This is a genomic window from Rhizobium sp. CC-YZS058 (genome assembly GCF_034720595.1).
In the GTDB taxonomy this organism is placed as follows: Bacteria; Pseudomonadota; Alphaproteobacteria; order Rhizobiales; family Rhizobiaceae; genus Ferranicluibacter.
The window spans coordinates 1,041,157-1,053,250 of sequence record NZ_JAYESJ010000001.1; the positions used below are offsets into that span (position 1 = coordinate 1,041,157).

The window sequence follows — 12,094 nt, forward strand, 5'->3', positions numbered from 1 at the left end:
CGGATAGATCTTGGGACGGGCGTGGTGGGTTGAGGCTTCGTGGCCCGCCTTCGGGAGCATATCTCAGTGATCAAGCGCATTGACCGCACCCAGGTGCGAGTGGGGATGTTTATCGAGTCGTTGGAAGGGGAGTGGCAGGAAACCCCGATCAACCGGCGTCGATTCCTTCTGGAATCCGAGGCGGCGGCCCAGCAGATCCGTGCGAGCAATGTCAGCGGCGCCATCATCAACACGGCCATGGGCGTCGATATCGATGGCAAGCGCCGCGCGAGCTCCGCCGACGAAAAAGCTGCCGAAAAGACCCGCAAGGAAACGGCGCGCCTGCTGACCCAGTCCACGCGCGAGCTCGAATCCGTCCTCGGCTCCGTCCTGTCCGGCGATCCCCTGACCATGGAAGGCGTGGCACCCCTGGTGGGCGAGGTGGCCAAGAGCGTCGAATCCGGTCCGGCGATCATGCTCGACCTTACCCGCATGAAAAGCCGGGACAAATCCACCTTCCTGCATTCCGTCGCCGTGTCCGCGCTGATGGTCCACTTCTCGCGATCGCTCGGCTTCGAGGCCGACATGATCGAGCTGATGGGCGTCGCCGGACTGGTTCATGATGTCGGCAAGCTGGCGATCCCGATCACCGTGCTGCAGAAGCCCGGCTCGCTGACGGAGGAGGAGCGGCGCATCATCATGAGCCATCCCGTCCTCGGCTACGATATTCTCAAGCGGCAGAACACGTTGCCCGAGCTGGTGCTGGACGTGACCCGCCACCACCATGAGCGCATGGACGGCAAGGGCTATCCCGATCGGGTACCCGCCGGCGATCTAAGCCTGCATGTGCGCATGAGTGCCATTTGCGATGTCTACGAAGCGCTGACCTCGGTCCGGCCCTACAAGACGCCGTGGACATCGTCCATGGCGCTGAACTGGATGCTGGCCCGCCCCGATCATTTCGACCAGCCGCTGCTCTGGAAATTCATCCTCAGCCTCGACAGCACGCTGATCAAGGATGTGCGGCATCACTAGCCCTATGCCGGGCCAGTCAGCCGCGCCCGAGCATCGTCTTTGCCGGACGGCCGGCGACGTAGGTTTCGACGATCGCCCGGTCGTCGCCCATCGTCTGCAGCAGGAACAGCTCGTCGGCAAGCGAGCTCACCACCTCGGCCTTCAGCGCCATCGCCGGTGTCGCCGCCATGTCGAGCACGATCACATCCGCATCCGTGCCCACCTCCAGCGTGCCGATCCGCTCGGCCAGCGAGAGCGCCTCCGCATTGCCGCGGGTCAGGTGGTAGGCGCTTTCGAAGGGGTTCAGCCGCTCGCCCAGCAATTGCTGGATCTTGTAGGCCTCGTCCATCGTCCGCAGCATGGAATAGCTGGAGCCGCCGCCGATATCGGAGGCGACCGAGACCCGCACCGGATGCTCCCCACGCGCAATCGCCTTGAGAGGAAACAGGCCGGAGCCAAGGAAGAGGTTCGAGGTCGGGCAGTGGACGGCAACGGAGCCGCTCTCGCTCATCACCGCCTGCTCGCGCTCGGAGAGATGGATGCAATGGCCGAACAGCGTCTTGCGGCCGAGCAGATCGTAGCGGGCATAGACATCGAGATAGTCGACCGCATCGGGATAAAGCGAGCCGGTGAAGGCGATCTCGTCGTGGTTTTCGGAGAGATGCGTCTGGATGTGCAGGTCCGGAAACTCGCGGGCAAGCGCTGATGCCGCCGACATCTGGGCGGGCGTCGAGGTGATGGCGAAGCGTGGGGTGATGGCAACATGGTTGCGCCCCTTGCCGTGCCAGTCCTCGATCACGGCCCGCGTTTCGTCATAGCCAAGCTCGGGCGTATCGAGCAGGCCCTGCGGCGCATTGCGGTCCATCATCACCTTGCCGGCAATCATCCGCATATCGCGCCTCAGCGCCTCGGCGAAAAAGGCATCGGCGGAGGTCTTGTGGACCGAGCAATAGGCAACGGCCGTGGTCGTCCCGTGGCGGATCATCTCGTCGAAGAAGTGGGTGGCGATGCGCGCCGCATGCGCGCTTTCCACGAAGCGGCATTCTTCCGGAAAGGTGTAGGTGTTCAGCCATTCGAGCAGGTTTGCCGCATAGGAGCCGATCACCTGCATCTGCGGGAAGTGCAGATGCGTGTCGATAAACCCCGGCATGACGAGATGCGGGCGATGGTCGATCTCCTCGACCGCCTCAGGGGCCGCAGTGCGAACAGTCTCGTAAGGCCCTGCCGCCTGGATGAGGCCATCGACGAACAGCAAGGCGCCGTCGCTTTCGTAGCGATAGGCGGCATGGTCGTCGAGCGCCTGCGGCATGCGCTCGAATGTCAGCGTGCGGCCGCGGATCAGGCGGGCGGTCATTCCGTGCGCTCCGCGCTGGCCGCCTGCTCGAACCAGGCGGTGATCAGCCCGCGCTCCTCCGCTGTCATTTCGGTCACATTGCCGGGCGGCATCGCATGGCTGCGGCCGGCCTGGATATAGATCTCGCGGGCGTGGCGGGCGATCTCCGCCTCCGTCTCCAGCATGACGCCCTTGGGCGGGCGGGCGAGCCCTTCATAGACGGGTTCTGCCGCGTGGCACATGGAGCAGCGGGTCGAAACAGCGTCGCGCACTGCCGGGAAATGGGTGTCCGCCGCAAAGCGCGCGAGCGTGGGCGGCAGCGCGGAGACCTCCTCCGGCGCGCCCGGCAGCTTCGGGCTGGTCGAAAGCCACATGATGACGATGAAGATCAGCACCGTCGCCAGCCAGGTCCAGGTCGGTCGGCCCTTGCGGGCATGGGTGGTGTTGAACCAGTGGCGGATCGTGACGCCCATCAGGAAGACCAGTGCCGCGATGATCCAGCTATGCGCGGTGGCGAAGGCCAGCGGATAGTGGTTCGACAGCATGAAGAAGATGACGGGCAGCGTCAGATAATTGTTGTGCAGCGACCGCTGCTTGGCGATCGCTCCATATTTCGGGTCCGGCGTCCGCCCGGCGATGAGATCGGCCACGACGATGCGCTGGTTCGGCATGATGATGAAGAACACATTGGCCGACATGATCGTGGCGGTGAAGGCGCCGAGATGGAGGAAGGCGGCGCGGCCGGTGAAGATCTGCAGATAGCCCCAGGCCATGGCGACAAGCGCGACGTAGAGGATGCCCATCAGCACCCAGGTGTTCTTGCCGAGCGGCGATTTGCAGAGCAGGTCGTAGAAGATCCAGCCGATGGCGAGCGACGCGATCGAGAGGGCGATGGCCGCCGGCGCGGAGATGTCCAGCACGTGGCGGTCGATCAGGAAAAGATCGGCGCCGCCATAATAGACGAGACAAAGCAGGGTGAAGCCGGAAAGCCAGGTGGCATAGCTCTCCCATTTGAACCAGGTCAGATGCTCCGGCATGGAGGCGGGGGCGACCAGATATTTCTGGATATGATAGAAGCCACCGCCATGAACCTGCCATTCCTCGCCATAGGCACCCACCGGCAAATGGGGCCGTTTGACGAGCCCGAGATCCAGCGCGATGAAGTAGAAGGACGAGCCGATCCAGGCAATGGCGGTGATCACATGCAGCCAGCGCACGGCAAAGGCCAGCCATTCCCAGACGATGGCAAATTCATACATGCGCGTCCCCTTGTTGTCGCCGCTCAAGCGCACATTGCGAAAATTCGGCTGTCAGCGGAAGGGGGCGCGCGCGTCGACGTGCTGTGTTCGACAGATTATTCCGCAACCAATCGCGTCGAAGCGGACCGCCGCATCACCGGAAGAGGCTGGCGCTTAGAACAGACTGTCACGGTCGCGCCGGCCGTCGAGCACACGAACGATCTCGACAGTTTGCACGTCTTCATCGTCGTTGTCCGGGTGCGTCTCCTAGAGAATGACATAGGGGGCCTCGACGAGCATGCGCGCTGTTGGAAAGATTTCGGCACGTCTTAGCCCGAGCCGAGGATGGTCGGCCAAAGCCGAAATCTTCCTCTGAATCTTCCTAATTATGCGATCCGCACGCGTCGGCTGTTCTGCGGCAATGGTCCGGTAGATCTGCGAGACGTCCGCTCGCGCTAGCCGTGTCCAGACGAGCCTTGCGGTCATCGGCGCGGCGGCTGTTCCCGCTCAGCCTTTGCTTCCTTAAGCACGTCGTCAAAATCTACGGGACCGGCGAGACCGCTTGCCTTGCCCTCTGCCCAGAGATGCCGCAGATGCGCGATATCATTCTGGCGGCTCTGCCACTTGGCGGACCAGTCCCGTAAGGCTTCGCGGATCACCTCGCTCCCGCTGGCATAGGCGCCGCTTGCAACCGCTTCTCGGATCAAGTCCGCATGCTGGGGGGACATCGAAACACTGATTTTCTCGACCGTCGACATGTCGCACCTTCCTGTCATATCGGTAGGAAATATTACCACCGGAACCTCGCAAGCGCCAGAAGTCCTCTTGACCGACAGACGCGAAGCGAGCGCGGGCCGGGTCGCTTGGGCCATCGGCGCAGTTGTCATCCGCCCTGTTTTATCGGGGCGGCACAGCCGGAGGAGCGGCGAATTCGCCGAGAATCCAGTCTCGGAAATGGCGGATTTTTGGCAGGTTGGCGCGAGTCTCGGGATAGACGAGGAAATAGGACTGGCCCTCGCTCGCCGTTCTGGCAAAGGGCTGGACAAGGCGGCCGCTTGCCAGATCGTCGGCATAGAAAGCCGGCGTCAGCATGGCCGTGCCCTGACCGGCGAGCGCCAGCCCCGCTTCGAAGACCTGCGCGCCCATCCGGCTCGGCGTCATGGCGGTGAGATCCGGCCTCGGCACGCCCATGGCGTCAAACCAGATCGGCCACCAGGGATCGCTGGGATCGATCAGCCGTGTCTTCACGAGATCGAGCGGATGCTCGATCCCGCCCACGGCCTCGACGAGCCTCGGACTGAGCATGGGCGAGAAGTCGATCGGCATCAGCCGGTGTTCGCGCAGTCCCGGCCAGCCTCCCTTGCCGGCCCGGAGCGCGAGGTCGGCCGGTTCGCGGGCAAAGTCGATGATCTCCTGAGTCGTCGTCAACCGCACCGCCAGCGCCGCATGACGGAGCTGGAAGGCCCCGAGATGACGCGACAGCCATTGCAGCGCGAAGGTCGGTGTGGCGTTGATGTGCAGCGTATCGCGCCCGCCGTCCCGCGCCTCCGCCAGCGCCTCGGCCAGCAGCGAGAAGCCCTGGGTGACCTTCGGCAGCATGCGCTCGCCGGTTTCGGTCAGCGCGATCTGGCGCGGGCGGCGCAGGAAGAGCGGCTCGCCGATTCCATCCTCCAAAAGCTTGATCTGGTAGCTGACGGCCGTTTGCGTCAGGCCGAGCTCTTCACCAGCGCGGGTGAAGCTGCCGAGCCGCGCCACCGCCTCGAAGACATGCAGCGCATTGAGCGGAATGCGGCGCGACAGTTTCATGGATCAGTTTACCTGATGGATGGAGACGGATGTTCGATTGGATTTGCAGCATGATCGGACGGAGACTGCAAGCAGTTTCCTGATCCATGAGGTGCATCCGTGGCCGAAGTCCTTGCCCAGTCTACCACGCCGTCGCGCCCGGCGACGATCATGACCCGCGGCCTGCTCGCCCGGCTTGCCGCGCGGTTCAAGACGCGCACAACGCGGATCGATCCTGAGCTGTTGACCGAACACATCAAGCGCGATCTTGGCTTTCTCGATGGTCCCGACCGGCGGATCTACGAGGAGCCCTGGCTGCGATAGCTGCTGAGTGCCACCAGGAGCTCGGCGGCCGTCATGGCGGCGATGACGGCGGGGCGCTTGTCGGGGACCTGCCGGCCGCCGATCGGCAGGACGAGGCGGTCGATGCGCGCCTGCGCAAGGCCGCTTTCGCGCGCCTGGCTGGCGAAGGTGGCGCGCTTGGTCTTGGAGCCGATCATGCCGACATAGGCGAGATCGTCGCGCGCCAGGGCCTCGCGCGCGATCAGGAAGTCGAGCGCGTGGTCATGGGTGAGAATGACGATCGCCGCACCCGGCGCGGCTTCGGCAACCAGCGCCTCCGGCATCGCGGCCAGGCGGTGGCGCACGCCGACCGACATCAGCGCCAGCTCGCTCGCCCGGGTTTCCACCACTGTGCCCTTGACCGGCAGCAGCGCCAGGACTTCGCCCAAGGCCCGGCCGACATGGCCGGCGCCGAACAGCCAGACCTCGGGCATGGCGGAGAGGCGAGCCTCGATCCGCGCGTCGAAGGCGGCCATACCGGTCTCGTCAAGCCGGCTGAAGCCGAGCGTCACCCGTCCGCCGCAGCACTGGCCGATCTCCGGCCCCAGCGGAATGTCGAGCCGCATCTGCGTGCTCATGCCGGCCAGGATCGCCCGCGCATGGTCGATTGCCATGAACTCCATCTGGCCGCCGCCGATCGTCGCATGGCTATCCGTCGGCGAGACGAGCATGAAGGTGCCGGCCTCGCGCGGGCTGGATCCCTTCGCCTCGAGGATCTCGACCAGGAGAATCGGATATTCGCGGTCGAGAAAGGCACGCAGGTCCCCGACGGCATATCTCATGGCAGCCATGGCGCCGGTCAGCCCTGCGCCGCGCGCAGGCGCTCCACCGCCATCAGCACCCGCTCCGGCGTCGCCGGCGTGTCGAGCCGCGGGCATTCCCGATAGTCGGCCACACTGGCCACCGCCATGGAGATCGCCTCCAGAACCGAGATCGGCAGCATGAAGGGCGGCTCGCCCACGGCCTTGGAGCGGCCGATGGTCATTTCCGCATTCTCGTTCCAATCGGCGAGCTTCACGTTGAAGATCTTCGGCCGGTCGGAGGCGAGCGGGATCTTGTAGGTGGAGGGGGCATGGGTGCGCAGGCGACCCTTCGCGTCCCACCAGAGCTCCTCGGTCGTCAGCCAGCCCATGCCCTGCACGAAGGCGCCTTCCACCTGGCCGATATCGATCGCCGGATTGAGCGACTTGCCGACATCGTGGAGCACATCCACCCGCTCGACCATATACTCGCCCGTCAGCGTGTCGATCGACACTTCCGAGCAGGATGCCCCATAGGCGAAGTAGTAGAAGGGCATGCCGCGGCCGGTGTTGCGATCCCAATGGATCTTCGGCGTCTTGTAGAAGCCGGCAGCCGAGAGCTGGATGCGGGCGAAATAGGCGAGCTTGATGAAATCGGGGAAGGGCACCAGCTCCTCGCCGATCTGCACATGGTTCGGCACGAAACGCACCGCCTCCGGCGTCGTCTGCCAGCGCTCGGCGGCAAAGGCGATCAGCCGGTCCTTGATCTGCCGAGCGGCATCGTAGGCCGCCATGCCATTGAGGTCGGAACCCGACGAGGCGGCGGTGGCCGAGGTGTTCGGCACCTTGGCGGTCGTCGTCGCGGTGATCTTCACCCGGTCGATATCGACCTGGAAACTGTCGGCCAGCACCTGGGCGACCTTGGTATAGAGCCCCTGTCCCATTTCCGTGCCGCCATGGTTCAGGTGGATCGAACCATCCTGATAGACATGGACCAGCGCGCCCGCCTGGTTGAAGGCGGTCATGGTGAAGGAAATGCCGAACTTGACCGGCGTCAGCGCGATGCCCTTGCGGATGACGCGGCTTGTGCGGTTGAAGTCGAGGATCGCCGCGCGCCGGGCCTGGTAATCGGCACTCTCTTCCAGTTCGTCGACCAGTTTGGCGATGATGTTGTCGGTCACCGTCTGGTGGTAGGGCGTGACGTTGCGCCCGTCGGTCTCGTCGCCATAGAAATTGCGCTTGCGGATTTCCAGCGGATCCTTGCCGAGCGCATAGGCGATCTCCTCGATCATCCGTTCGCCGCCGACCATGCCCTGCGGCCCGCCGAAGCCGCGATAGGCCGTGTTTGACACCGTGTTGGTCTTCAGCGGCTCGGAGGTCAGCCGCACATGCGGATAGAAATAGGAGCTGTCGGCATGGAAGAGCGCGCGGTCGGTCACCGGGCCCGAAAGATCCGAGGAATAGCCGCAGCGCGCGGCGTAATTGGCGGAGACGGCTTCGATGCGGCCGGTCTCGTCGAAACCGACCTCGTAGTCGACCAGGAAATCATGGCGCTTGCCGGTGCCGGCCATGTCCTCGTCGCGGTCGGGCCGCAGCTTGACCGGGCGCTTCAGCCGCTTGGCGGCCACGGCCGCCAGCACGGCAAACTGGTTGCCCTGCGTTTCCTTGCCGCCGAAGCCGCCGCCCATGCGCCGCACCTGCACGGTGACCGCATTGGACGGCACGCCGAGCACATGCGCGACCATATGCTGCACTTCGCTCGGATGCTGGGTGGACGACCAGACGGTGATCTCGTCATCCTCGCCGGGGATGGCGAAGGCGATATGGCTTTCGAGATAGAAATGCTCCTGCCCGCCGATCCGCATCTGGCCGGAAAGCCGATGCGGCGCGGTCTTAAGCGCCGCCGCCGCGTCCCCGCGCGCGAGCGTCAGCGGCTTGGTGACGAGCGGCATGCCCGCGGCCTTTGCCTCGGCGACATCCGTCACATGCGGCAGGTCCCGGTACTCGATGCGGGCCAGCCGTGCTGCGCGCCGCGCCGCCTCGCGCGTCTCTGCGATCACCGTGAAGGCAGCCTGGCCGTGAAACTCGACCGTGCCGTCTGCCAGGACCGGCTCGTCATGCAGATGGCTGGGGCTGATGTCGTTCTCGGCGATATCCCTGGCGGTCAGCACCAGAACGACGCCCGGATAGGCTTCCACCGCCGAAAGATCCATCGAGAGGATCTCGGCATGAGCGCGGTCGGTCAGCCCCAATGCGGCATGCAGCGTGCCAGCCGGTTCGGCGATATCATCGATATAGTCGGCGCTGCCCGCCACATGCTTGTGGGCGCTGTCATGGCGCAGCCCGGCATGCATGGGGCCTGCAATTGTCTTGGCGATCAGCCGCCGTTCCTCGAAGGTGGAGGTGTCCATCGTGTCAGATCGTCCTTTCGCCTTGCCCCAAGCCGGCCTTGCCGCCGCGGCCCGTCATTCCGCCGCCTCGAAGCGGACGAGCTGGCTGGCCGCGCCCGTGGTTTCGAGGAAGAAGCGCAGCAGCAGGTTCTTTGCGGTGAGCGCGCGGTAGGCGGCGCTCGCCCGCCAATCCGTCAGCGGCTGGTAGTCCTCGTCGAAGGCGGGGCGGGCGGCCATCACCGTCTCCTCGCTCCAGATCTTGCCGATCAGCGCCGCCTCGACCGCGCGGGCCGCCTTCGGCGTTCCCGCCATGCCGCCGAAGGCGATCCGCACGGCCGTCACCGTTCCATTGTCGGAAAGGGCAAGACGGAAGGCGCCGCAGAGCGCCGAGATATCCTCGTCGCGGCGCTTCGAGATCTTGTAGACGGCAAAGTGCTCACCGGCCGGCAAGCTTGGCACGAACAGGCTCTCCACAAATTCGCCCGGCTGCCGATCCTGTTTGCCATAGGCAAGAAAAAACTGCTCGAGCGGCAGGGTTCGCCGGCCTTCGCGGCTGCGCAGGGTCAGTTCTGCGCCGAGCGCGATCAGCGGCGGCGGGGTGTCGCCGATCGGCGAGCCATTGGCGATGTTGCCGCCGATCGTGCCCATGTTGCGGACCTGGTCGCCACCAAGGCGATCCAGCAGCCCGGCCATCGCCGGAAAGCGCTGTGACAGGGTGGAAAAGGCTGCCGAATAGCTGACGCCGGCGCCGAGCCGGATGCCCTCCGGCGTCTCCTCGATACCCTGCAGCTCGGCAAGGCCGGTGATGAAGACGACCGGGTTGATCGGCCGCATCTGCTTCGTCACCCACAGGCCGACATCGGTGGAGCCGGCGACGATGGTGGCGTCCGGATGCGTGGCCAGCGTTTCGGCCAGCGCCTCGACCGTCCCCGGCACGATCAGCCGCGCCTCCTCCGGTCCGATGGCGATCGTCTCGTCCGAGCGCATGGCGGTGAGCGTCATCCGCACGATTTCGCGGGTCGAAAGGATCGGGTCGAACACGGCGTCGGGCCGCGCTTTCGCCACGGCTTCCGCCGCGCGCACGATCGGCTCGTAGCCGGTGCAGCGACAGAGATTGCCCTGCAGGGCCTTTTCGATGTCGGCCCGGCCGGGATTGTCCTTGGAAAGCCACAGCCCATAGAGCGACATGACGAAGCCGGGCGTGCAGAAGCCGCATTGCGAGCCGTGATAATCGACCATCGCCTGCTGCACCGGATGCAGCGTGCCATCACGGGCGGCCAGATGCTCGACCGTCACCACGTGGGTGGCATGCAGGGAACCCAGGAAGCGGATGCAGGCATTTACGCCCTCATAGACCAGCCGATCGCCCATCAGTCGCCCGACCAGCACGGTGCAGGCCCCGCAATCGCCTTCGGCGCAGCCCTCCTTCGTTCCCGTCAGCCGGCGCTCGATCCGCAGGAAATCCAGAAGCGTCGTCGTCGGCCCGACGGTGTCGAGCCGGACTTCGCGGTCGTTGAGCAGAAACCGGATGGCACCGGTGGTGGGGGAGAAATCCGTCACGTGTTCGCCTTCAATCCGTGGTCGAGGCAGACTAAGCCCAAGGTTCCGACGTGACAATTGCTGTTTTGGCCTCGGTGCGTGCGCGCACGACCGCGCCGGCGCGCACTTGCGTTTCATTTTCGTTTGACATTCGTTTTGCCGTTGTGTTGAGCTTTTCCGAAATGCGCTGCGGGAGAGGCGGCGTCTATCCGGGGAGGATTTCATGAGCGGCTATGTCTTGGCGATCGATCAGGGCACCACGTCGACGCGGGCGATCGTTTTTGACGGCGCGCAGAGGGTGGTGGGCTCCGGGCAGAAGGAGTTCACCCAGCACTTTCCGCGCTCGGGCTGGGTCGAGCATGATCCGGACGAGATCTGGGACACCGTGGTCGAGACCGTTCGCCAGGCCATTAGGAAAGCCGGGATCGAGGCGCATGAGATCGCCGGGATCGGCATCACGAACCAGCGCGAAACGGTGGTGGTCTGGGAGAAGGAGACAGGCAAGCCGATCCATCCGGCCATCGTCTGGCAGGACCGGCGCACCGCTGCCTATTGCGACAAGCTGAAGAAGCAGGGTCTGGAAAAGACCTTCACGCGCAAGACCGGCCTGCTGCTCGACCCCTATTTCTCCGGCACCAAACTGTCCTGGATGCTCGCCAATGTGAAGGGAGCGCGAGCCCGCGCGGCGCGCGGCGATCTTCTGTTCGGCACGATCGATACGTTTCTCATCTGGCGGCTGACCGGCGGGCGCTCCTTCTTCACCGATGCCACCAACGCTTCGCGCACGCTGATGTACGACATCGCCCGCAATGCATGGGACGAGGATCTCCTCGAAATCCTGCGCGTGCCGCGCGCCATGCTGCCGGAGGTGAAGGATTGCGCGGCGAATTTCGGACTGACCGAGGCGAGCCTGTTCGGCGCCGAAATCCCCATCCTCGGGGTTGCCGGCGACCAGCATGCCGCGACCATCGGCCAGGCCTGTTTCGAGCCGGGCATGGTCAAATCCACCTATGGCACCGGCTGCTTCGCCGTGCTGAACACCGGGCGCGACATCGTGCGCTCCAAGAACCGTTTGCTGACGACGATCGCCTATCGGCTGGACGGCGAGACGACCTATGCGCTGGAAGGGTCGATCTTCGTGGCCGGCGCTGCCGTGCAATGGCTGCGCGACGGCATGAAGATGATCAAGGCGGCGCCGGACACGGGCACGCTCGCCGATCAGGCGGACCCTACCCAGGACGTCTACCTCGTGCCGGCCTTCACCGGCCTCGGCGCCCCGCACTGGGACCCCGATGCCCGCGGCGCCATCTTCGGCCTGACGCGCAACACCGGTCCGGCCGAGCTTGCCAAGGCCGCGCTGGAAGCTGTCTGCTACCAGACCCGCGACCTGACCGACGCCATGCACCGCGACTGGAAAAGCGAGGGGGCGGATACGGTTCTGCGCGTCGATGGCGGCATGGTCGCCTCCGACTGGACCATGCAGCGCCTGGCCGACCTTTTGGATGCGCCCGTCGACCGGCCTGTGATCCTGGAAACAACGGCGCTCGGCGCGGCCTGGCTGGCCGGCAGCCGGGCCGGCGTCTGGCCCGATCGCGAGACCTTTGCCCGCACCTGGGCGCGCGATCGGCGCTTCGAACCGCAGATGGACGAGAAAACCCGCCGCGAGAAGATCCGCGGCTGGAAGGAGGCCGTAAAGCGGACCCTGACGGTGGGCTGACCGAGCGCGAGCCAGCG

The 12,094-nt window shown here is 65.2% G+C and carries 11 protein-coding genes; 3 read left to right on the forward strand and 8 right to left on the reverse strand.

The genetic code is table 11. The features are described 5' to 3' along the window. The first annotated feature begins 66 nt into the window (after window positions 1-66). Window positions 67-1,014 (forward strand): HD-GYP domain-containing protein, encoded by a 948-nt coding sequence (locus tag U8330_RS05055; protein WP_323104040.1) that lies wholly within the window; start codon window positions 67-69, stop codon window positions 1,012-1,014. 16 nt (window positions 1,015-1,030) lie between these two features. Here the strand turns inward: U8330_RS05055 and guaD are convergent, their stop codons facing one another. The 5 genes from guaD to U8330_RS05080 form a co-directional block, all read right to left on the reverse strand. Beyond that, window positions 1,031-2,347, reverse strand: coding sequence for a guanine deaminase (guaD, locus tag U8330_RS05060; RefSeq protein ID WP_323104041.1), 1,317 nt, complete (start codon window positions 2,345-2,347; stop codon window positions 1,031-1,033). Further along, window positions 2,344-3,585: a urate hydroxylase PuuD gene (locus U8330_RS05065; RefSeq protein WP_323104042.1), complete on the reverse strand. Its 1,242-nt coding sequence runs from the start codon at window positions 3,583-3,585 to the stop codon at window positions 2,344-2,346. Before U8330_RS05065 ends, guaD begins: the two co-directional genes overlap by 4 nt. Window positions 3,586-3,831: 246 nt before the next feature. Beyond that, on the reverse strand, window positions 3,832-4,050 hold the full coding sequence (locus U8330_RS05070; protein WP_323104043.1) for a type II toxin-antitoxin system RelE/ParE family toxin: 219 nt from the start codon (window positions 4,048-4,050) through the stop codon (window positions 3,832-3,834). Next, a complete protein-coding gene (locus tag U8330_RS05075; RefSeq protein ID WP_323104044.1) occupies window positions 4,047-4,322 on the reverse strand; it encodes a type II toxin-antitoxin system ParD family antitoxin in 276 nt (91 codons plus the stop codon). The genes U8330_RS05070 and U8330_RS05075 overlap by 4 nt, the downstream gene beginning before the upstream one ends. A gap of 139 nt (window positions 4,323-4,461) precedes the next feature. After that, window positions 4,462-5,370: a LysR substrate-binding domain-containing protein gene (locus U8330_RS05080; protein WP_323104045.1), complete on the reverse strand. Its 909-nt coding sequence runs from the start codon at window positions 5,368-5,370 to the stop codon at window positions 4,462-4,464. Between the two features lie 99 nt (window positions 5,371-5,469). Here U8330_RS05080 and U8330_RS05085 point away from each other — a divergent pair, with 99 nt between their 5' ends. Beyond that, window positions 5,470-5,673 carry a hypothetical protein gene (locus U8330_RS05085; protein WP_323104046.1) on the forward strand — a complete coding sequence of 68 codons (204 nt, stop codon included), beginning with the start codon at window positions 5,470-5,472 and terminating at the stop codon, window positions 5,671-5,673. On the opposite strand, the gene xdhC is transcribed toward U8330_RS05085, so the two are convergent. From xdhC to xdhA, 3 genes are read right to left on the reverse strand one after another with little or no spacing between them, the layout of a single operon-like run. Beyond that, a complete protein-coding gene (xdhC, locus tag U8330_RS05090) occupies window positions 5,649-6,482 on the reverse strand; it encodes a xanthine dehydrogenase accessory protein XdhC (protein WP_416236819.1) in 834 nt (277 codons plus the stop codon). The two genes, U8330_RS05085 and xdhC, sit on opposite strands and share 25 nt — an antisense overlap. Window positions 6,483-6,490: 8 nt before the next feature. Continuing rightward, window positions 6,491-8,842 carry a xanthine dehydrogenase molybdopterin binding subunit gene (xdhB, locus tag U8330_RS05095; protein WP_323104047.1) on the reverse strand — a complete coding sequence of 784 codons (2,352 nt, stop codon included), beginning with the start codon at window positions 8,840-8,842 and terminating at the stop codon, window positions 6,491-6,493. A gap of 54 nt (window positions 8,843-8,896) precedes the next feature. After that, complete coding sequence (xdhA, locus tag U8330_RS05100; RefSeq protein ID WP_323104048.1) at window positions 8,897-10,381, reverse strand: xanthine dehydrogenase small subunit; 1,485 nt, start codon at window positions 10,379-10,381, stop codon at window positions 8,897-8,899. Between the two features lie 202 nt (window positions 10,382-10,583). Here xdhA and glpK point away from each other — a divergent pair, with 202 nt between their 5' ends. After that, window positions 10,584-12,077 carry a glycerol kinase GlpK gene (gene glpK, locus U8330_RS05105; protein WP_323104049.1) on the forward strand — a complete coding sequence of 498 codons (1,494 nt, stop codon included), beginning with the start codon at window positions 10,584-10,586 and terminating at the stop codon, window positions 12,075-12,077. Window positions 12,078-12,094: the final 17 nt, after the last annotated feature.